This is a genomic window from Fulvitalea axinellae, from assembly GCF_036492835.1.
GTDB lineage: Bacteria > Bacteroidota > Bacteroidia > Cytophagales > Cyclobacteriaceae > Fulvitalea > Fulvitalea axinellae.
Window position 1 is genome coordinate 2,861,849 of the sequence record NZ_AP025314.1, and the last position, 22,985, is coordinate 2,884,833.

A 22,985-nucleotide genomic window follows, 5' to 3' on the forward strand; every position below is an offset into this window, starting at 1 on the left:
ACTATCCTAAAAAAGATATAGCGTGGAACGTGTACCTATAAAAAAACAGCACAGCCAAAATGACCATGCTGTTTCCAATCTATAATAATAATGAAGAGTGATTCATCTTCTTATTTTTTCGTAAGGCTGTACTCTACACCTTCAGTTCCAATGCTCAAAGTTACAGTATATTCCCCAGCTTCAGTGATGTTCAAGTTCTTACCATCTGGCTCAGGAGTACCGTCAGCGCCATTGTCGCCGTAGTTATACGCCCAATCATTATTGGCTCTGAATTTCATCTCGCCAACTTTCAGCGTAACGTCAAGCGTGAATTTGCCTTCTCCCAAGTATGTCATCTCTGTATCGGTTGACCAATCACCAGGAGTTGCGGAACCTACCACACCATACTTAAGTTGGGTAACAGTGTATTTACCATTCGGATAATCCACTTTCACCAAGTAGTAGCCATCCTTTTCAACGGTAACATTCTCTTCGTCATCTTGCTCGAGAACACCTTTGTCAGCGCCTTTTTTCTGGCCCCAATCACCATCCCAAGCTTGGGTTGGCAAGAATTTGAAACCGTGACCAGAAACGGTCAAAGGTGTCTGAATTTCAAACACGCCATCCGTTACTTTATTGAAAGCCAATGATTTTTCAGGCGACCAATCCGCCAAAGTTGATCCTCCAACAAGGTAAAGAGTCTCAGGGAACGAAGCGTCTTTAGCGATCAAACCGAAGTCCTTCACGTTAAATTCAAAAGAATACAATCCAGCCTTTTCGTTCTTAACCTCAAAAGCATCCGATGATTTTACGTCTCCTCTGAAACCTTCACCTTCGCTAACGAAGCCCCAAACAAAACCGCTTTTGTCCTCTTTTTCCGAGAACATCACTTCGGCGTTAACAGGGATTTCCTCTTTAAGAGTCCAAGCGTCCTCATTGTCTTCAGACTTGGTCATCTCAACCACCTTTTCAGGATCGCCAGAAATCACCGCATACATTGTTTCGATTGCCGGACGCTCAACGGCAAAAGTTTTAGAGCTATTTTTGAAATTACCCGAAGCATCCTTCACCGAAACCTGAACTTTGGCAAGCCCTGATTCCAGATTAGGCAGAAAATCGTTGTCGATTTCGTAAGCGAGTGTTTTTTCGGTTCCGTTCAGTTCCTCAACCCTAGTGAGGGCAACTTTGGAACCCGGCAAGAACACTTTTACGTTCGCTTCCTTAAGATTAACCTCGTCGGTCAGTTTTACGCTTACCGAGATTTTATCACCTCCGTAATACATTATGTCCGTAGGTACGGTGATCTCAGTACCAGGAGTCGTAACATCAGCTGGAACGTCTGCTGGCTTTTCTCCCGAAAACTCTACGTAAGGATCCACGTCACAGGCAGTGAAAGCCAATGACGAGAGCAAGTATATTCCTAGTAAATTAAGTTTCTTCATGTCAGAAAAAGTTAGTCGTAAACACTTCTGATAGTAAAGGAAAGCGCTAGGCTTTCCCGCTTATCATTTCACGAGGTTCAGCATATAGTTGATATAAGACTCCGTATTGCTGTCATACTTTTTCACTACGGTTTCGCCAGTCTCATCAGCATTTGTGAAATAGTACTCGACTTTTTCCACCGCACCAATGCCTTCAAAAGTCCTAGAAGGAATGATGGCCAACACAAAACGTCCGTTATAGCCGTCATTCATTTTGAAAGCTTTTTGCGCTCCGTCCATTTCGTATGGCTCTCCGTTTACGAAAAACTTCACGAAAACCTCGTCCGTGTCCGCCAATGGCATCGATCCATTTACGTCTTGATTCCTGTCGAAGTGGATGAATACCATATCGTCAGCTGTCATAGCCGATGGGAAAAAGCGGATGTTAGAGGCCGACTTGTCTTCAGCATAAGGTTTAATCAAGAAATCATTATCCCCATCCTTAAACTCATAATCACCCCAAGATCCATTATTGGCCACGAAATAGATTCCAGTCAGAATTTTCGCTTCCTCTGGCTTTAGCTTAAAATATTTACTAGGCACAAATGAAATCATCCAGACACCTTCATCATTAACTTTCGTCATCTGGGTGTCATCTCCAGAGTCAAAATCGCGCCCATTTGTCCATGGTCCTCCAGCAAGGGAAACTCCTGCATGAAGAAAAACCGGACCTTCATCAGGGATATTTTTCTTCCCTGTTTTCACAGCGTTACGAACGTTAATCACAAGAGAGATTTCAGTGTCCGCATCAAACACGGCAGGTACGATCACCGCTTTCTCTTTCGACATTGTACTGAAGTCAAAAGGCTTTACCGAATCGTCGTCTTTAACGTCAGCAGTTTTTCCATCATCACCGTTTTTGGCTTTGATAAGGAAGTTGATACCTCCACCGGCAACATCCTCTGTACCGAACCAATCGCTTGGAGTGAAAGTAACCGAGAACGTGTTATTGCGGTCCTCTACAGCCGTAAGCTTAGATTCGTCGGCAGAGGCACCCCATTCACCGTTGTATTTCGAGTTTTTATCACCATTCAGCCATGACCAGATATGAAGATCATCTCGGCTTTCGAGTCCGGTCCCTGTCAAATCCACATAAAGCGTAATCTCGTCGGTCATTTTGAAAGCCGCAGGGCTAGTGTAATATTCCGCCGGTTTCTCTTGTGCCCAGACGAAACTTGTCACCAAAACCAAAAGGGCTGACAAACTGTATCTTAAATTTCTCATTGTTTTCCTCTTTTAAAAATTTCGAAAAACCGGGAAGGCTATAAGAGCCTCCCCTATTTCGTCATCAAAGATTCAAGTCGTAGACATATTTGAGGATATCCTCGCCACCCGCATTTCTTACGAAAGAAACGCTTAAACTATGTCCTGGACGAGGAGCGCTCTCGAAAACAAGGTCAACGCTTTTGTCGCCTTCCGTGAGTTTCATTTTCGTAACGAATCCACCTTCCTCTTCATAAAAGCTCCAAGTGCCCGATTCCACACCAAAGAAATTCGGGGCATTTGATCCCTCTTTTTTCTTGATGGTAAAGGTATTGTCCGCTTTAAAAGTGAATTCAAGTTGGGAAGCGTCGAACACGTCCGTAACATCCTGCTCGGCCAAAGGATCGTCAATGGCGGCCAACGGAACGTCAACCAGCTTCACCGCGTTTACCTTCCAAGCGCCAACAACGCCTTCTTTCCTCAACTCGTAATTGGGCGTCTCAAGGTCATTGAGATCGTCCGGCTGGCAGGCCCACGAAAAAAGAGCCACGGCAGCCATAAGCATATATCTTGAGAATTTTTTCATCGTCCTTCGCTTAATTAGTTACAACCACCTTCTTCGTTAGCGCGGAAGTTACCCCTGTTACTATCGATTTCCGACTTAGGAAACTGAATAGACAGACCTGGGCAATTCCAGCTGGCTCCCCTTGCAAATGAGGCTTCACCTTTTGCTCCGATACGCTTGATCTGGTGAATTCGGTCACCTTCACCAACCAATTCCAAACGACGCTGAAGCCTGATTTCGTCGATCAAGGCTTTCTTCGTAATCGGTGCGATTTTGCCTGAGGTGTAAGCCCTATCAAGCACTTTTGTCAACGCCGTGCCGGCTACGTCAAGTTGACCGAGTTCGGCAGCGGATTCCGCTTTAGTCAAAAGCAACTGCGTGTAGTGGAGTAGCGGCACCTGCATGTAGGTCTTCTTAAGCTCAGACTCCAACGTTCCGTCACCGTCGATATCGTATTTGATCGACTTGAATTTGGCCAGTGCCAAAATGCCCTCGTTAGTCTCTCCGTTATCGTAAGACAGCATACGTCTGTCCGTTTTGTCAACGGCGACTTTCGCCAATCCTTCCGCCATTGGGTAGTGCGTAATCACTTTTTCGTCAAAGTAATACTTACCCCTAAGCTCACCACCATTATCGTTATTTGTACCAAGGCTAACGATCCCGAAAATCTCTTCAGAAACAGCCTTTTCGTCAAATCGGTGCAGGATATAATCAGGACGTTCGTCAAACGTAGCGCCACTGTTTTTCAAAACATCATCGGCGTATTTCAGAGCGTTCTCAAAGTCGTTCATCTGAAAATACACCTTGGCTTGGTAGCCTTTCGCCGCCCATTTGTCTGCCCAGCGGGTCTGTCCTTGGCGATCATTGTTATCAGAAAGCGCCTCGGCAAATTTCAAGTCCGCAAGGACATTAGAGTAAACCTGAGCCACAGTCTCCCTTACAGGAGCGATAGTCGGATCGGAGCTGAGACGGTAAGGAATACCGAGATCGGCATCCGCCGAAGAAGCCACATAAGGCTTACCCCAAAGGCGAACAAGCTCAAAGTGGGCTATCGCACGGATAAAACGAGCCTCAGCTTCAAAAGCGATTTTACGCTTGTTGATTTCCTCAACTGACTCAGGGTTTTCAGGATTACCCGGCAAGCCTACCAAGTCAAGGTTTTCCAAGACAAGGTTAGCGTTACGGATCGCTTTATACCCTTTAGTGTAAGCGTCGTTCTTAAATCCGTCAAAAATATCGGTATTACGGGTGTACACGCCCCTTTCGCCTTCGATAAGCGCAGAACCGTTAACATTATCCGCCAACAATTCGCTGAGGTGTTGCGTACGGCCACCGAGGAATTCCCCGCCTGCCAAATTACTGTACGCTCCGTTAAGGATCTTGACAAGGTTTTCCTCGCTTACCAAGATGTCTTCCTCAAGCTGCTTGTCGTTATTCGGCTCATAATCCAAGTATCCATCACATCCGGTCGAGAACAGCGCTCCGGCCATCAGCGCGGACATCATATATCTTCTTAGTTTCATTTTTCCTCTAGTTTGGATTCGACTGAAAATTAGAATGATACGTTCACCCCGAAGATGAATGATTTTTCCTGCGGAGCCGTGAGGAACGTTACGTTCGAGCTCATGTTACGGTCGGCAGGGTTGTCAAAGTCGCGAGCGATTTCAGGATCACCGCCTGGATACTTCGTGAATGTCAGCAAGTTAACGCCAGTCATGTATACTCGGGCGTTACCCAAACCGATTCTTTTCAGCATGCTAGCAGGGAACGTGTACCCCAAAGTAACATTTCTAAGGCGCAAGAACGAAGCATCGTAAAGGAACATGGTAGAGTTGTACTGCCAAGCGTCCGTCACTCCTTCGTATCCTTCGAGCGTTGGTCTTGGATAACGAGCGTCAGTGTCGCCAGGGCCTGTCCAGTAGTCCGCCAAGTCTTTGCGTACGTTCCAGTCAGTCATGAATGACGATTGGCGCTTGTCAGAGTTACCGTAGATATTTCCTCCTTTAGAGAAAGTAAAAAGCACTTCGAGGTCAAAGTTCTTGTACATGAACTTGTTAGTGATACCTCCAGTGAAATCAGGAGTTACGCTTCCTGCGAACACGCGGTTGTCAAGGTCGAATTCTTTTGTCTCAACACCATCTTTGTCAAGCCAGATTGGCAATCCGTCTTCCGGATCAACACCGACATAACGTACGAGGAAGTTAGAACCGATAGGCTGTCCTTCTTCAACACGAGTATCGTTGGTACCACCTTCGATCAGATCAGGAGAAATTCCGCCAAGGTCAAGAACCTCGTTGTTGTTGATCGCAATATTGAAATCCGTAGTCCATTTGAATGGGCCGTCAATGTTGGTTGTTTTCAATGAGAATTCCCAACCTTGGTTCTCAATCTCCGCAATGTTCTTCACATAAGCAGGCCCTTGTCCACTAGAAGCGGCAGGTACAACTTTCAAAAGAGCGTCAGAAGTCTTTTTGTAGTAGTAAGCCACTTCTGTCTGCACCCTGTCGTTGAAGAAATTCAACTCCAAACCTAAATCGTAACTGTCAAGCACTTCCCACTTCAGGTCCGGGTTCGAACGGTTTTCAGGAGTAATGATGTTTCCGTCGCCGTTGTAACCAGGGTTACCGCCAGGCTGGTTGTAATATGTACCGAAACGGCTGTCGTAAGGGATGTTAGAGTTACCCGTACGTCCGTATGATGATCTCAACTTCAAGAAGCTGATGATGTCGCTATTCTTAAGGAAGTCCTCTTCAGACACTACCCAGGCCGCAGAAGCAGACGGGAAGAATCCCCAACGGTTGTTCTTACCGAATTTAGAAGAAGCGTCAGCACGCATAACACCTTGGAAGATGTAGCGATCCTTGATTGTGTAGTTTACACGACCGAAATAGCTAAGGAAAGACCAAGTGTCGTCAGCTGCTTTAGTGCGCCCCGTCTCTTCCCACTGCCCGTCGCCAGTAGCGTCGTCAACTACGTATTGCTCCGAGAAGTTCTTGTATTTTGTCGTCTGTTTCTGAGTCTCGGCACCTAACAGGAAGTTAAACCTGTGATTCGAGTTCAGCTCCAAAAGGTAACTGGCCGTAACGGTACCAGTGTAGTTGTAGATGTCACGCTTTCCGTCAAAGTACTGATCCCTAGCGTTATCTTGTCCTGCAAAAAGCTCTTTCGGACGATCCTTCTGCTCATTAAGTCTGCTGTAATCAAAACCACCCATCGCCATAACCGTCAAATTCTTGATCGGTGTATAAGTGAAGGTCACGTTATTGATTGTACGCGTCTCAACCGTTTTCCAGTTAAGGTACTCGTTGATCAGCATCGAGTTGTCGCCATTAGAAATATCGTAGTTTCCGTCAGCGTCATAAACAGGGTAGATCGGCAATGCACCCGACATAGCACCACCCAAACCGGCTTTCCAACCGTAATCCCATGGCGGAGCCACCAAACGAGTCTCACTTCGAGCCAATGAACTTGTAAATCCGATTTTCAAATCGTCAATAACTTTCCAGTCAAGGTTAACCCTTCCCGAAAAGCGATCAAAGCCACTGCCTTCGATATAAGATTCAGTGTTTTTGTATGAGATGCCGGCATAAACCTGAACATCGTCCGTACCTACACTTCCAGAAAAGTTATGCTCTTGGTTGAATCCCGTACGGGTCACCAAGTCCAACCAATCAGTGTCAACACCTTGGGCTTGCTTGAAAGCGGCCAAACGCTCTTCTGGAGTCGAATTCGGGTTTGTTTTCCCCGGAATCGGCGCAGCTCCAGTGTTTCCGTCATTTTCCCAAGCGTCCTGACGCATCTGCAACCATTCAGCGCCGTTCAGCAACTCAGGGAGTTCTGTAGGCTTAGAAACACCAACCTTGGCCGAGTAGTTAAATGAAGGCTTACCGCCTTTACCGCGTTTTGTTGTAATGATAATTACACCGTTCGCTCCACGAGCACCATAAATAGCAGCGGAAGCCGCATCTTTAAGAACCTCTACAGACTCAATGTCATTAGGGTTGATCGTAGAAAGCGGGTTTGTATTCATAAAACCGATCTTCGCAGTGTTGTCTTGCGAAATCGGCACACCGTCGACCACATACAATGGATCGCCACCACCGGAAATAGAAGCTACACCCCTAATACGGACAACAGAACCAGAACCGGCCATACCCGAACCCTGAATAATCTGTACACCAGAGGCTTTACCTTGCAACGCCTGCTCAAAAGAAGGTGTTGGCGTAGCGGTAAGCGCCTGAGCGTCCACTTTTGCAATTGCGCCGGCAACGTCACGCTTTTTCTGCACACCGTAACCAACAACAACGACCTCGTCCAAGGCCTTAACGTCCGACTCAAGTTTTACGGTAAGCGCCGACTGGCTACCCACCGTTATTTCCTGAGAGGAAAATCCCACAAAAGAAAACACAAGTACGTCGCCTGCTTGGGCTTCAACTTTAAAGTTTCCGTCAAAATCAGTAGCGACGCCGGTACCTTTCGCCTTTATCACCACACTCACTCCCGGTATTCCCTCGTTATCTTCCGCGGAAATGACCTTACCAGTCACCATTCTCGTCTGCGCATAAGACGCCACCGCCATAAAAAGCATTAGCGCTGTCAGTAAGAACGGTTTAAAAAGCAGATAAACTTGCCTCATAAGTCTAAAGGTTAGTTCAAATAATCTTCAATCTTGCAAAACCCTTATTCAACTAAGGAAAGTGCAATGCCGATCCGCTTCCGAAGAAACGTTTAAAATCCCCCTAATAATCGGCGAGCACTCCCTTTCGTTGAAATTATCGTATCGATGACTCAATTTTAATGATGATTAATGAAAACCTGTCAGGTAACACACCTCATTTTTAAGAACTTTCAACGAAAACGTTTTCGTAAATCGAAAATATCAAAATGAAAATATTGGGTATAACAGCCCACCGTTCTTAGCTCAGTCATATAAAAATCAAAAAGTCATAATAAAGCCCCAGTCTTGGCCCACATGAAGACAAACAAAAAGGCCGACAGCAACATAGCGTGCTTTTTGCCTCCATTTTTAGATTCAAAAAATAACATCATATACAACCCAAACCACCGAAACCCAACTCAACGCATTAAAATACAGCCAATTACATAATCACTGCAATAACGTAACTCCCTTGTGTCTCTTCCTACTCACTTATCGAAGGCTACATAAACAAAAAGCCTCTCACGTTAAAAACAGTTGATTCTAGTTCAAAAATCACCTAAAGGCGCCTCGTCAAGAAAAAAGTGATAAACGGAATCTCAATTTACGAGAATGGTAAAACACAATTAAGAGACGTTATTAGGACCTGAAAACTCCAACAAATCAGTGCCCGTATAATATTATGTCATGAAAAGTTCGGGCAAAACAAAAAAAACATCTGCGAAACTTCATTTGTCCGTATACTAGCTTAGTTTTGTTTACGAAGGGAAATCCGCTTCGATACAACATACACCCCCTAACTGAAGAGCAATGAAAAAGACCCAAGCGACGATCAAGGACCTGGCACGGGAACTGAACATTTCAGTGTCTACCGTATCAAGGGCCTTGCACGACAGGCCTGATATTAGCGAGAAGACTAAAAAAGCGGTACGTGAACTTGCGGAGAAACTAGACTACCAACCCAACCAGATAGCTCAAGGGTTACGGCAAAAACGCTCCTACGTAATCGGCGTAGTCGTCCCTGAAATTGTTCACCACTTTTTCTCCACCATCATCAGTGGCATTGAGGATATAGCTTACGAGCGAGGTTTTCATGTAATGGTCTGCCAATCCAAGGAATCGTTCGAAAGGGAAAAGGAAGAGATCGAAACATTGATGAGCACCCGTGTCGACGGCATTATCGTATCGGTATCGAAAAGCACCACGGATTTCGACCACTTCAGAAAGATTCAGAAAAGAGGTATTCCACTGATCTTTTTTGACCGTATCTGCCATGAGATTAAAGCGCCCGGCGTAGTATGCCAAGATTATGAGGGAGCTTATGAGGCGACGGAACACTTTATCAAGCACGGACGAAAACGCGTGGCCCATCTGCGCGGCCCCGAAGGTTTGGTCATCAGTACGCAACGCCTGAACGGATACCTTGACGCCCTCACAAGAAACAAGGTTAAAGTTAACAAACAACTTATCGTCCCTGCCGGCGACATCGACTCGGGCTACGAACAAACGAAAAAACTTCTGGAATTGCCGGAACGTCCCGACGGGATTTTCGCTGTAAACGATAATGCCGCCGCGGGAGCGCTGATGGCCATCAACGAAAAAGGCCTTGAAGCTCCAAAAGACATTTCGGTTGTAGGTTTTAACAACGACCCAGTTATTACCAAACTCACCAAGCCCACCCTTAGCAGTATCCATCAACCGGGTTTTGAGATGGGCCAAGAAGCCGCCAGAATGTTCTTCGATGTCTTGGACGAAAAAAATCAGGACGGACCGAAAATCAAAGTCCTTCCTACCCAACTCATAGAAAGAGGCTCGACTCTTTAAAAATAATTCTGATTTGAAATTCTGACTCGATAAGGCCAACTTCGGCTTTATCGAGTTTTTTATTTCAGCCAAAAACACCGCCAACCTTTCCAACGTACCGATTCGGCGACAAAAACACGAAACCAATCGAGTAATTACGGACAAAGACGCACACTCACAACTCCCTAATACACAAACCCATACTAAGGAAACCTAAAACAAGCGAAGACCCAATTTCAACACGGGGTCATTTATTCCTTATTTTTGTACCTGTGAAAACGATATAAATCTTAATTTTGCGAACGTAATCACAGAAAACGCCTCTTCTTTAACCTCGCTGTTATTGCGTCTACAGCACAAAAGGAAAGGCAATCCCGAAACCAAAAACGGATTCGGAATTTTTAAAACCCGACCCTATTAAGGATATAAGGTTATGGACTTGTTAAGTTGGATTATCTTAGTACCGCTTTTAGCAGGAGCCGTGATTCTGGCCTTGCCCAAAGAGCGGAAAAAACTCTATTACCTCACTGCTTTGACCGCCAGCGCCATTCAGTTGACGCTGGCCGTAATTTGTTGTATCAACTTCAAAAGCTCAATTACCGACGGGTTCGCTTTTCATGAGAAATACGACTGGATAACCATGAAATTGGGCCAAATGGGCACTCTTTCGATAGACTATCACGTTGGCGTAGACGGAATAAACATAAGCCTTCTGTTGCTCTCCGCCATCGTCATGTTCTTCGGAACCATGGCCAGCAAAAATATTGAGAAAAAAGCCAAAGGATACTTTTCCCTGCTGATGATTCTAAGCGCATCAGTGGCCGGATGTTTCGTATCATTGGACTTTTTCTTGTTTTACCTTTTCTTCGAATTCATGCTTCTCCCCATGTATTTCCTTATAGGAATATGGGGCGGACCTAAACGGGAATACGCCGCAATCAAGTTCTTTCTGTACACGCTTTTCGGTTCGGTACTTATACTGATTTCGATGATCGCTCTCTACACTTCCGTGATCGATCCTGTGGAAACCGCCGAAAAGCTTGGCTTGGCCGGACAGCAAAACGCGATTGAACTGGTACAGGAAAAATTATCCAAAGGCGAAATTTCGGCCGACAATCTGGTCCGGACTTTTGACTTGGATTACATGACAGACAAGGCGAACCTCATCCCGGACAGCTTGCTTTCGACCTTGAACACGGACACTTTCCTAGGCCTCGGCTTCAGGATGTGGGCGTTCTTGCTTATCCTCATCGGGTTTGCCATTAAGTTGCCTACTGTTCCATTTCATACTTGGTTACCGGACGCTCACGTCCAGGCTCCGACGGCGATTTCCGTCGTATTGGCCGGAATTCTACTGAAAATTGGCGGTTACGGGCTTTTGAGGACCGGCTACGCCATCTTCCCCGACGGGGCGATTCACTTCGCTTGGCTGATCGGCCTTTTCGGATTGATATCCATTGTTTACGGAGGCTTGAACGCTTTGGCACAAAAAGACCTTAAGTCACTTGTCGCTTACTCTTCGGTCTCGCATATGGGATTTGTCTTGCTCGGCTTGGCCTCGCTAACCACCGAAGGGGTTCAGGGCGCCGTATACCAGATGTTCAGCCACGGACTTATCGCATCCTTGCTTTTCCTGATAGCCGGAGTGGTCTACGACAGAACCTACGACCGAATGATCAGCAACTACAGCGGGTTGGCTAATGCGATGCCGAAATACACCACAATAGTTATCATCGGCTTTTTTGCTTCTCTTGGACTTCCGGGCTTCTCGGGTTTTATCGCCGAGCTCCTAGTCTTCTTGGGCGCTTTCGGGTCGAACACAATCAATGGTCTTTTACCGCACTGGATGGCAATTGTCGCTGTCAGCGGTCTGGTTATCGGAGCGGCCTATTATTTATGGACCCTTCAGCGCATGTTCTTCGGCAAATACAGCGTCAAGGCCAATCACGATCCGGCCAAAATGACTGATCTCTCGGCTCACGAAAGAATGCTGATGTACCCGCTGGCCGCGCTTACGATCGTGTTCGGGCTTTTCCCGAATATCATCTTCAAATTGACCGACGCGGATATTTCCGCCTTGGTCAAGAGCATAAGCGAGTGGCTCTAAAACTCTAGACATTTCATAGCGGACGGCCTTCCGGGCCGTTCGTCATTCATAACGGAAGTTCGGCCTTCTGGCGCTTCCAAACTTATCTGTCCGATATGAATTCGTTGACGGAACAACTTCACGACTTACTGAACGGAGGCAAAAGGCTTGGCCCCGAAGTCACTATCACCATCACGATTCTGTTGTTGGTCGTGGCTTCTATTATCTATAGAAAAAAGGAACAACACCGGTACTTCGCCCCGATTTCTATCGCCGGGCTTCTTTTTGCCGGATTGGCGATTTTCATTGACTGGAAAAGCCCCTCATCATCCATATCCGAAAGCTATTTCGGGAATATGCTGGTTTATGACCAAGCCGGGGCTTATATGCAAGCACTGGTTATTTTGGGAACGTTGATCACCGTTTTCCTTACTTTATACTACAGAGCCGAAGCGTTCCACAAAACCGCCGAGTATCACATCTTGCTGATGGGAATGGTATTGGGCTCCCTTTTTGCGGTCCGTACCGCGCATTGGGCCATGGCCGTATTGGCATTAGAGCTGATTTCCGTTTGTGCCTATGCCCTTACCGGATTCTCAAACAAAAGAAACGGATCGGAAGCCGCCATAAAATACCTGCTCTTCGGCGCCACTACTACCGGGCTTTCGCTATTTGGAATTTCCTTGCTTTACGGAATTTCGGGAAGCTTGGACTTTTCGGACATGATTTCCTCCGAAACACTAAAAGCTATCGAGCCACCAGTTTTCTACGTTGCCACATTTCTGGCAGTAGCCGGTATTCTCTTTAAGTTAGCCTCGTTCCCATTCCATCCATGGGCGGGAGACGTTTACGAAGGGGCTCCGACTCCGTTGGTCAGTTTCTTCTCAACGGTACCGAAAATCGCCGGCATCGCCATTTTACTCAGATTCATCGAGACGCTTTCGGGAGTGGAGTTTCAGAACCCCGAAATTATTCAGGGAAGCAAGATATTGCTGGGTGCTATCGCGGCCGTTACGATTACGGGCGGAAACCTACTCGCTTTATCCCAAAGGGACGTAAAGCGGATGATGGCTTTCTCTTCCGTAAGCCAAGGCGGTTTGTTTATCGCCACGGCGCTATGCGTAACGCCTTCGGGTTTTCAAGCCCTGATGTTTTACTTGGCCGTATACCTTTTTATGAATACCGCCGCGTTTATGATTATTCAAATACGCGAAAATGACGGTCACGGCACATCCTTCCGGGCATTCAATGGCGAAGGTTTAAAAAAACCGACATACGGAATAGCGACCGTATTGGTCATGGCTTCCCTGATTGGGCTTCCGTTGACAGCGGGCTTTACCGGAAAAATCAGGATTTTCACCGCAATGTGGGAAGCCTTCGCTACGCAACAGAGCACTATTTTACTTGTCATTTTCATCACTGCGGTTCTTAACACCGTAATAGCGCTTTCCTTCTACTTAAGGTTGCCATACGTAATGTATTTCAGAAGCAGTGACTTAACCACAAAGAAGCTGGGCAAAGGAGAATACGCTTTACTTGTTACACTAAGCGCTCCTGTATTATTCTTATTCTTTGATCCTGAAATTGTCACAAGCTTTATAGAAAGCATTCCTGCCTTTTTTAAATAAAAAACATAATTCTAGACGATATTCAAACGCCCTTCCCACAGGGCGTTTTTTTATTCCCATCACTATTTTCATCAAAAAAATCGAAGATAAAATTTAATCCAGACGCAGAATACCTTTTGCTATCAAAGCAATTTTTATAAATTTAATTACCTACAATATTTCTTTACATATTTTTAGAATCATGAGAAGAATTCTACTTGTACTACTATTGGGATTTTTAACTATTTCCGGTTTTAGCCAACGTCCAAAATTGAAATTCGGAAAACTCCCCATTGAGGATCTCAAACTATCGGTTTATGAACAAGACTCCTCGGCCAAAGCCGTTTATCTAGCTGACTTAAACGCAGTCAAGTTTTTCTACCATCAGGGCCTGTTCATAAAGCGTCTGAGAAAATAGGAGCTTACCACCATGAATTGCAATTTTGAATTACCACAAACAAACTTGCGGTTGATGGATAAGCTCCCAAAAAAACGAAATTAATCAATACTACCTCCAGTTACAACTAAGCCTTGTAGACCACAGGAACGCCAAGGGGAAGAAGCACGAACTGGCTTTTGTCGTACTGTGCTTTATGCTTGCCGTATTCAGGAGCGGAGGAAAACTCAATTTCTCACAGATTCACCGCTCAATGAAAAGGGATCACGATTATTGGCGGGATTTCACAGGTGGTAAAAGTAAGTGTTGTGTGAGCCGTGTTCAACTCCGAAGAATCCTGAAGGATACAGATATACAGGGACTTAAGGCGGTTGCTGAAACCACTTTTAACGCAAACGAAACTATAGATCCGCAAGCTCTTCAATGGTTTTCGATTGACGGTAAAGAACTCCGGGGGAGTATCGACAAATCCTCAGGGGACAAACGCGGGGAAAGCGTGGTTCTGGTTACCGCGCAAGAAGATAAAACCAGCAAGGTTGTAGGCTACTATTCGGGTACCAAAGACTCCGAGCGGGGTATTGTCGACGAATATTTTGAAACTCAATCCGGTCTTTCGGGAACGGCTTATACGATGGATGCCCTTCACAATAATTCCGGGTTACTGGAGGGAATCCATGGAAAACGGGGCGTCTACCTTTCACAAATAAAAGGGAACCAGAAAATACTCCGTGAAGACCTTCGAGACATGGAGCGGAGATCAGAATGTTTGGATTATAAAAAGACCGTCGAAAAGGGCCATGGCAGGATCGAAACAAGAATATACCGGACCTACCCGGTGGAAACGGGATGCTTGGAGCGTCGCTGGTCGAATACGGGGATGAGCTGCTTCATACGGGTAGACCGTACCCGTAAAGTCGTTAAAACAGGAAAAACATCAAGCGAGACATCATACTACGTCAGCAATATAAATACCGGTCTTATTGATCAATACAACTTGCCTAACGCCGTAAGGGGACACTGGTCCGTAGAGGCAAACAATAATATGAGGGATACGAACTTCGGAGAGGACGGGTTAAGGAGCCTTGTCTCTGGTATACAGCAAAGTGTTTCATGTATTTTGACTGCTGTAATGAATATTTTGATCCAAAGGAACGCTGGTGAAAATATGAATGAAATGCGAGAGGAGATCGTAGCAGATATAAATTCTATTCACCAATATTTTAATAGATAGACCTTTATGAACAAGCCCTGTTTCTACCATACAGGGCGCCAAGAAATTGAGTTGATTTACACCATACACCAGCGTATCAAGATCTTGGATACCGAAGCTCTGGACTTAGGCGATTTCAGCATCTCCCAATACAAAGCCAACAACGATTACGTCAAAGTGCGCAATCTAAAGGCGATTACTTACAATCTTGAAGACGGCGCCGAGGCAAAGTACAAGCTAGACAAAAAGGAAATACACAAAGAAAAGGTAAACGACTATTATACAAACCTGAAATTCTCAATGCCGAAAGTGAAAAAAGGTTCGGTTATCGAGATTTCGTATGAAATAGTCACAAACAGGTTTTATGACATCCCAACAACCTATTTTCAAGGAGAATACCCCAGAAAATACACCGAGCTATTCACAATCATTCCCGATGTGTTGAAATACATGGTTATTTCCCAAGGCTTCCACCATATAAAACAAGAAAAGACTTATGGCAACATGCCGATTTTCGGAGAGAATAGCCAAACAGTCAATACCCGATGGTACGCCCATCATGTGCCCGGGCTTAAAGCCGAGTCTTTCATCACAACAATGAAGGACTACTACGCTCAAGTAAAATTCCAATTAGGGTCCATAGTCGCTCAAGGAGTCACCAGAAACATCTTGGGTACTTGGGAGAAAATAGCCGAAGACTTTCAGCAGTCCGAAAGCTTTGGTAGTCGGATGAGAAAGAAAGGTTTTTACAAAGACCAGCTTGAGGCGATCAAAGCCAAACACTCCGACCCTGTTGCCTTAACTCAAGGAATTTACTCCTTTGTAAGAAACCATATGGAATGGGATGGAAAGAACCGTATGCAGGCGCATGATTCACCAAGGGAAAAATTCAAAATAAGAAAAGGAAACAGCGCAGACATAAATTTAATGCTGATCTCCATACTCCGAGCCGCAGGTATCAAGGCTAATCCTGTAATTCTAAGTACCAGAGGCAATGGCAAAGCTCATCCCCACTACCCGATTCTCGATAATTATAACTATGTCATCGCCAAAGTTTATCTCGGTAACGGCTTTGCGTTACTCGACGCCACTAGCCGTATTGTTCCCTTTGGCGTTTTGCCCCAACGATGCCTGAATTATTTTGGACGGGAAATTTTACCGAAAACCGCTCCGTCAATCTCCATTTCCTCTCCCGCCAAATACGACAATAAAATCACTGCGCAAGTAAACATAGCCAAAGACGGAAGCCTTGAAGGCGCAATACGCATCTCCGAAAAAGGTTACGATGCAGTCCAAAGCCGCATCAAAATCTTTAAGGACGGAGAAGAGAAATACTTCACCAATTTTGAAGAAAAAATGGTCGATTATGAAGTGTCCGACCAAAGTATCCGCAACAAAGAAGACCTTTCAAAATCGCTGATTCATTCGATGAAGATAACGAAAGAAGGCGAATCGGAAGAGACTATTTATATAACTCCGAAGCTGTTCTCGTCTTTCTCCGAAAATCCTTTCAAACAAGAAAAAAGAACTTATCCCGTAGATCTCGCCGCCGCCGTTTCCGAGAAGATGACCTACATTTTCACAATTCCGGAAGGTTATAAAGTAACTGAGACGCCCCAAGCAATCAAGCTTTTGTTACCTGAAAACGGAGGCAGTTACTTTTTCAAAGCAGCGATAACCGGCAACAGGATTCAGGTATTGTCTACCCTGAAACTAAACAAGACGATGTACACGCCAAAAGAATACGATTTCCTCAAAACCTTATTCGAAGGAATGCTGAACAAACTTGAGGAACCAATCATCATCAAGAAAGCCTCAATATGAAGCATATAAAGAGTTTAACCCTACTTTGGCTAATGTTTCTTGCCGGTAGCTTTACGCTATCGGCCAAGGACAAACCCGAATACTCAATCATCAATATTCCCGGCGAGTTACTCAAAGAGGCGGACGCTGTCATTAGGCAAAACCAATTAAGCATCTTCATCCAGCCTGATTTTCGGGTAAAAGAAATCAGCAAGGAAGTGATTACCATTTTCAATGCTCAAAAAGACGACGCTTCCGAAAAGGTGATCCATTACGATAAGTATATCAGCATCAAAAACATAAGCTGTAACATTTACGACGCTTCGGGGAACTTTGTGAAATCGGTCAAAAACAAAGACATCAACGACTATAGTGCGGTGAGTGGCGTGAGTCTTTATGAAGACAACCGCGTTAAACACCTCAAAGCGGAGTATGGGAGATACCCTTACACGGTAGAAATCCAGTATGAAAGGCTCCATAAAGGCTATCTGGAACTCCCCAGATGGATTGTACAGAACGATACTCGAATCGCCGTTCAAAACTCATCATTAATAGTGGAAAACACAGGTGATCAGGAATTAAAATATATCACGACCAACCTGAAAACAACACCAAAAACCGAAGATATCTCAGATGGGAAAAGATACACTTGGAAAGTGGAAAATATCCCGGCTATAGAAAGGCTCGAACCCTACTACCCCGCAATCGAACAAGTACCGGGCGTTGGGCTTCAGACTGACAAATTCAATTACCTGGGTTTTGAAGGAAGCAAAGCCTCTTGGCCCGAACTTATCCAATGGGAACATGATTTGCAGATTGGGCGACAAGAATTACCCGAAAATCTAAAAGCAAAAATAAAGGAATTGACCGACGGGTTGAGCCCGCTTGAAAAAGCGAAAACAGTCTACGAATGGATGCAGAAAAACACCCGATACGTTAGTGTGCAATTAGGTATCGGCGGCTTTCAGGCAATGCTTGCCCAAGACGTTTACAGCAAAGGATACGGCGACTGTAAAGCCCTTACTAACTATACAAAGGCTCTACTTGATGTTGTAGGCGTAAAGTCCGTTTACGCCAGCGTATACGGCGGAGATTCGCCACCAATTATTCGTAAAGGGGAAATAAGCCAACGATATACCAACCACGTAATCCTGTGTATCCCAAACGAAAAAGACACTGTCTGGCTTGAATGCACCAGCCAGACCAATCCGTTCGGCTACCTTGGCGATTTCACGGGAAACCGTACGGCAATGTTCTGCGAAGACGGAAAAGGCCGGATAGTGAATACCACTTCTTACTCCGAAAAAGACAACCGAAGGGTTAGAACGACAACAGTCAAACTGAGTGAAGACGGCAACGCCGAAATTGAAATCACTTCAAAGTCCCAAGGAATCCTTTATGAATTTCCAGACGCTATCTCACGAAAAAGCGAAGACGAACGTAGAAAAATTCTTTACAAGGCATTGGAGGTCCCTAATCCAAACATCGAATCTTATAAAGTAAAAATCTTCCCAAACAGGCTCCCTTCCTCACTTGAAAATATTAAGATAAACGCACGGAGAGTAGCCACTAAAACCGGAAACAGAATATTCTTAAGGCCGAACATCGTAAACCGGTACCCTAAAATCACTTCAAGTAAACATCAGCGGAAATACGATTTTATCTTGCGCAACCCAAAGCAGGAAATCGACTCCGTAATTTGGACAATACCTGAAGGGATGGAAATAGAAACGCAACCTAAAGACGTAAAAATCGACACTCCATACGGTAAATACGAGACCGCCATTAAGCTGGAAGGCAATAAATTAACCTATACAAGAATTTACCTTAGGAAAGCCGGGAAGTTTCCTCCTGAAGAATACCAAAAGTTTATAGAGTTCCGACAAACAATGTATAAGAACGATAAGAAACGGGTAGTAATGAAAAAACGAAGTACGTAAAAAATTGAATTCTCGATAAACAAAAAAGCCTCATTTTCATGAGGCTTTTTTGTTCGTTTTTTGAATATCAATCTACATTGTCATGCAGAAATTTATTGTCTCCCAATATCTGATTGTCGTCATTCAGCTGATATCTTGAAACTTGCGATTCGGCCGAACGAGGCAGATCCTGAAGCTTTTTCTCCTTTCGGATATAAGCCGGAACGTTCATTTTCTCTTTAAACTCTGAGTCAGATTCTTCCTGCGGAGAGCTTTGCAGTCCACGAAGGCGAGCCACGCGCTCCTGCCTTCTTTTATTAAGCTCTTCACGCTTCTGCTCCACCATCAAATCCCTTCTCTCCATCTCGCTTTGGGTATCCTTATCAACGATAACGAAATCGTCTTCAATACCTACAAAACTTGAATCCCCAGTATCGGAGATATTCGAAGTGATGTCTTCAGGTTTGACTTCAGCCTCATTCTCCATTGGGTCAAGCGATCCGAAGTCCAAAACCGAATTTTCTGGTTCAGCGGGCTGATCACCACCAGTTACCTGAAACTCAAACACCGGCTCATCATTTACAGGTGGCTGCGGTCCCGGTATTGGCGTTGGCGGAGGAGGAGGAATTGGTGTTGAATTCACAGGAATAACCGGAGTCTCCACTTCACTCTGCACAGGCTGTACTGGCTCAGTCGCCTCAACTGTATCCTCTGTTTCTACAGGTTCGATTTTATGCTCATCCTCAGAAACAGTTGGATTAATTTCTAACTCAGGTATTTTTTTTTTAGCTGCTGACTCGGCGTAGCTTGACGCTACAACATCTTTCGCACGACGTGATTCGGCACCTTCAAGTTCAAGGGCAAAACCAGTAGCGATTACCGTAACCCGAATGCTATCGCTCAAAGAATCGTCAATACCGTGACCCCAAATAATATCCGCCTCTTCTCCAGCTCTAGCCTGGATGTATTCGGTGATATCATCGAGTTCGTCCATCTCAAGCTCAGCATCCGAGCCAGACATAATCGACAAGAGAATCTTTTGAGCTCCGTGAATGTCATTGTTGTTCAACAATGGAGAAGCGATAGCCTCCTCGGCCGCTCTAGTAGCCCTAGCGTCGCCTTGGGTAACCGCAGACCCCATAACAGAACCACCAGAGTCCTTCATTACGGTCTTAACGTCCTCGAAGTCAACGTTGATTTCGGCATGTACCGAGATGATTTCGGCAATACTTTTCGCCGCCGTAGACAACACCTCGTCGGCCTTGGCAAACGCTTGCCTAATCGGCAAACTTCCGCTAAGCTCCTTCAGCTTGTCGTTGAGGATAACGATTACCGTATCGCAATACTTCTCGAGTTCCTCGATGCCAGCCAACGCCTGCTTCATTTTTTTACGTCCTTCGAAGCGGAAAGGCGCTGTCACGATCCCGACGGTCAAAACGTCCATGTCCCGGGCCACTTCGGCAAATACAGGAGCAGCACCCGTTCCGGTACCACCGCCCATTCCCGCCGTAATGAACACCATCTTGGTTCCGTCGCCCAACAGTTCGCGGATCTCTTCCTTGTTCTCAAGCGCCGCCTCACGCCCTTTTTCAGGGTTTGCGCCAGCGCCCAATCCCTGCGTAAGGTTTACGCCAATCTGCAAGGTATTTGGTACAGGGCTGTTTTTCAACGCCTGAAGGTCCGTGTTCACCACAATGAAATCCACATCCTTTATACCCTTGCTAAACATGTGGTTTACAGCATTACTGCCACCACCGCCAATCCCCACAACCTTAATAATGGACTTCTGATGCGCAGGAATATCGAATTGATAAGAGTTATCCGTCATAACCGAATCGTTTCAAGCCAGAAACTTAGCCTATAGTTCGCTGTCCGATACCACAAAAACAGATCATAACAAAGTGGCACCGAACGTAATAATATCGTAAACACGCAATCGCTACTTTCGAAAAAACTTAGTAGCGGTTGTCGTCAACATCGTCAATAATAAATTCTTTAGTCTTATTCAGGAAGTTTTTCCACCACCCCCCGTTTATATTATCCTTAGGATCAATTCCAGTGTCAGGGCGTCTTCCTCCCATAGTCTGATCCTCCGGAACCCTTGCACTCCTTGGACTTTTTCGTTCAACCTCTTGGTAGCGGTCATCTCGGTCATCCAAACCACGGAAACCCGAAAGCACCAAACCAACAGACGTAGCGTACATCGGGCTTTTGATCGCCTCAATTTTACTTTTGCCCAAGTGCTCGTTCGGATGGCCGATTCTGCAATCCAAGCCAGTCATGTATTCGAAAAGTTGCCTTGAGTGAGCCAACAAAGAGCCACCTCCCGTAATCACAATACCGGCCGCAAGTTTATTCTCATAACCGGAATTAATGATTTCAGAATGCACCATCTCGATGATCTCTTCCATTCTGGCCTCGATTATATGGGCCAAATTGATGACAGAAATCTCCTTCGGCGGACGGTTTCTCAAACCAGGGATTGACACCACTTCATTAGAATTCGCTTCTTCGGCGATGGCTTTTCCGAATTTCACTTTAAGAAGTTCGGCCTGCTTTTCCATCACGCCACAACCGTGCATAATGTCTTCAGTAATCACATTGCCTCCGAAAGGAATCACAGCCGTATGTCTAATAATATTGTCATGGAAAACAGCTACATCAGTAGTGCCTCCTCCGATATCGACAATACAAACTCCAGCCTCTTTTTCTTCGCTGCTCAAAACAGCCAAGCTGGATGCCAATGGTTCCAAAATCAGATTTTCAACCTCCAGACCTACTCTCCTAACGCATTTGTTCACGTTATAAATAGCATTGGCCTGAGCGGTAATCACATGAAAATCCGCTTCAAGCCTCAGGCCTCTCATTCCTACAGGATCCTTGATCGAACCTTCGTAATCGACAGTATAGTCTTGTGGCATGATATGAATAATCTCATTTCCCGGAGGGATCACGATCTTGTACATATCATGTCTCAGACGCTTAACGTCTTCTATTGAAATCTCGTCATACATTGAGTCGCGAGTAATGCTACCATGGTGGACCGCACTCTTTATGTGTTGTCCAGCTATACCAACATTAACGACCTGGATATTGATGCCTGATTGTTTCTCCGCTTCGTCGATCGCTTTCTCGATCGCCATCACAGTCCTATCGATGTTACTAACAACACCTCTCACTACCCCATCAGAGTCAGCCTTGCCCATACCAAGTACCTCCAGCTTTCCGTACTCGTTCTTACGACCGACCACAGCGCAGATTTTGGTAGTGCCAATATCAAGGCCAACAACAATTCTTTCGTTATCCATGCGACAATAATTTTCAGGGCTTATGGGTATCCTCTAAAAAGTTCAATTAAAAATAATATTTAATACGAACATCACCCAATTTTACGGGAATTAATTCCATAAAATTTCCTTTGGCGGGCTTACACTCAAATATTGAGCCCGCAAACCGCAATATAATCAATAGCGGACCTTACAAGAAAGTCCGATTTACACTTTTTTCATTCGCATACAATTTGCCTTTCAAACTCCAAACTTACCCGCTTATATGCGTTAGGGCCCTTGAAAGGGTAAATATGCTCGTAAAACCAAGTCAACTTTTGCAATTTCCGATCGATATCTTGCGGGAGACCAAGTTCGAAAATTTGCTTTCCGACTTGCGGAAAAATCTTCAACCTTCCCTCCTTGTCAACATCTACTTGGGCGATCTGCGCTTTCAAGAACTCATCCTCCTCAAGCTTGCGCAAAACAGTCATTACTCCTTCGAAAATTTCGTCCTGTTTTCCGTTAACAAACTTATTCGCGTAGGCTCCGCTCACTAACGGGACTCGGGCGGTAAAGCGTGAAGAAGTCGGCAAAATCGCTCCGTCAAAATTTATGTAAGCGTCTTTGGCTCGTGGGCGGACAATCCGGGCTATCGGTCTGTTTTGAGTAACATTCGCAAACAGCACTCCCGACACACCGGCGTACACTTCCGCATTCTGAACGAATTTATGCTTCTCTATATCTTTCTCGATTTCCTTCAGGTTGATATAGGACAAAGGCTCCCCAACCAACTTGCGACTTCCGCTTTTTGTCATCATCCGTTTTACAGACTGTTCGCTGACAAAAAACTGCTGATGGGAATCGTCAACCGTCACTTCGATTCGGACACAACGCCTAGCCCATTGCTTTTTAGCCACAAACCAGCCAAGCCCGGCAAGAATCACGATTCCCCCGATGATCTTCGGCCCTATTTTCAACTTTATGTTCGAGAAAACCTTGAGCATAA

14 protein-coding genes are annotated in these 22,985 nt (G+C 45.3%); 6 read left to right on the forward strand and 8 right to left on the reverse strand.

Translation table 11 applies throughout. The features are described from left to right. Positions 1 to 110: 110 nt before the first annotated feature. The 5 genes from AABK39_RS10810 to AABK39_RS10830 all read right to left on the reverse strand — a co-directional run bounded on the left by AABK39_RS10810 (position 111) and on the right by AABK39_RS10830 (position 7,864). Positions 111 to 1,421 carry a SusF/SusE family outer membrane protein gene (locus AABK39_RS10810; RefSeq protein ID WP_338391363.1) on the reverse strand — a complete coding sequence of 437 codons (1,311 nt, stop codon included), beginning with the start codon at positions 1,419 to 1,421 and terminating at the stop codon, positions 111 to 113. A 63-nt stretch (positions 1,422 to 1,484) separates the two neighbouring features. After that, positions 1,485 to 2,684 carry a hypothetical protein gene (locus tag AABK39_RS10815; RefSeq protein WP_338391364.1) on the reverse strand — a complete coding sequence of 400 codons (1,200 nt, stop codon included), beginning with the start codon at positions 2,682 to 2,684 and terminating at the stop codon, positions 1,485 to 1,487. A gap of 64 nt (positions 2,685 to 2,748) precedes the next feature. Then, the gene (locus AABK39_RS10820; RefSeq protein ID WP_338391365.1) at positions 2,749 to 3,249 is read right to left on the reverse strand and encodes a DUF5004 domain-containing protein; all 501 of its coding nucleotides are present in this window, start codon (positions 3,247 to 3,249) and stop codon (positions 2,749 to 2,751) included. A 14-nt stretch (positions 3,250 to 3,263) separates the two neighbouring features. Next, a complete protein-coding gene (locus tag AABK39_RS10825) occupies positions 3,264 to 4,751 on the reverse strand; it encodes a RagB/SusD family nutrient uptake outer membrane protein (RefSeq protein ID WP_338391366.1) in 1,488 nt (495 codons plus the stop codon). A gap of 29 nt (positions 4,752 to 4,780) precedes the next feature. Further along, positions 4,781 to 7,864 (reverse strand): SusC/RagA family TonB-linked outer membrane protein, encoded by a 3,084-nt coding sequence (locus AABK39_RS10830; RefSeq protein WP_338391367.1) that lies wholly within the window; start codon positions 7,862 to 7,864, stop codon positions 4,781 to 4,783. Between the two features lie 831 nt (positions 7,865 to 8,695). Here AABK39_RS10830 and AABK39_RS10835 point away from each other — a divergent pair. The 6 genes from AABK39_RS10835 to AABK39_RS10860 all read left to right on the forward strand — a co-directional run bounded on the left by AABK39_RS10835 (position 8,696) and on the right by AABK39_RS10860 (position 18,731). Further along, a complete protein-coding gene (locus tag AABK39_RS10835) occupies positions 8,696 to 9,709 on the forward strand; it encodes a LacI family DNA-binding transcriptional regulator (protein ID WP_338391368.1) in 1,014 nt (337 codons plus the stop codon). Between the two features lie 412 nt (positions 9,710 to 10,121). Continuing rightward, positions 10,122 to 11,795 carry a complex I subunit 4 family protein gene (locus AABK39_RS10840; protein WP_338391369.1) on the forward strand — a complete coding sequence of 558 codons (1,674 nt, stop codon included), beginning with the start codon at positions 10,122 to 10,124 and terminating at the stop codon, positions 11,793 to 11,795. A 95-nt stretch (positions 11,796 to 11,890) separates the two neighbouring features. Then, entirely contained in the window at positions 11,891 to 13,402 is a 1,512-nt protein-coding gene (locus tag AABK39_RS10845; protein ID WP_338391370.1) for an NADH-quinone oxidoreductase subunit N, read from the forward strand. Between the two features lie 572 nt (positions 13,403 to 13,974). After that, positions 13,975 to 15,009, forward strand: coding sequence for an ISAs1 family transposase (locus tag AABK39_RS10850; protein WP_338391371.1), 1,035 nt, complete (start codon positions 13,975 to 13,977; stop codon positions 15,007 to 15,009). Between the two features lie 6 nt (positions 15,010 to 15,015). After that, a complete protein-coding gene (locus tag AABK39_RS10855; RefSeq protein WP_338391372.1) occupies positions 15,016 to 16,812 on the forward strand; it encodes a DUF3858 domain-containing protein in 1,797 nt (598 codons plus the stop codon). Further along, on the forward strand, positions 16,809 to 18,731 hold the full coding sequence (locus AABK39_RS10860) for a DUF3857 domain-containing protein (protein ID WP_338391373.1): 1,923 nt from the start codon (positions 16,809 to 16,811) through the stop codon (positions 18,729 to 18,731). Before AABK39_RS10855 ends, AABK39_RS10860 begins: the two co-directional genes overlap by 4 nt. A 67-nt stretch (positions 18,732 to 18,798) precedes the next feature. Here AABK39_RS10860 and ftsZ read toward each other — a convergent pair whose 3' ends face one another. The 3 genes from ftsZ to AABK39_RS10875 form a co-directional block, all read right to left on the reverse strand. After that, entirely contained in the window at positions 18,799 to 20,538 is a 1,740-nt protein-coding gene (gene ftsZ / locus AABK39_RS10865; protein WP_338391374.1) for a cell division protein FtsZ, read from the reverse strand. Positions 20,539 to 20,665: 127 nt separating this feature from the next. Then, on the reverse strand, positions 20,666 to 22,018 hold the full coding sequence (gene ftsA, locus AABK39_RS10870; RefSeq protein ID WP_338391375.1) for a cell division protein FtsA: 1,353 nt from the start codon (positions 22,016 to 22,018) through the stop codon (positions 20,666 to 20,668). 197 nt (positions 22,019 to 22,215) lie between these two features. Further along, positions 22,216 to 22,983, reverse strand: a complete 768-nt coding sequence (locus tag AABK39_RS10875; RefSeq protein ID WP_338391376.1) for a cell division protein FtsQ/DivIB — start codon at positions 22,981 to 22,983, stop codon at positions 22,216 to 22,218. Positions 22,984 to 22,985 lie beyond the last annotated feature (2 nt).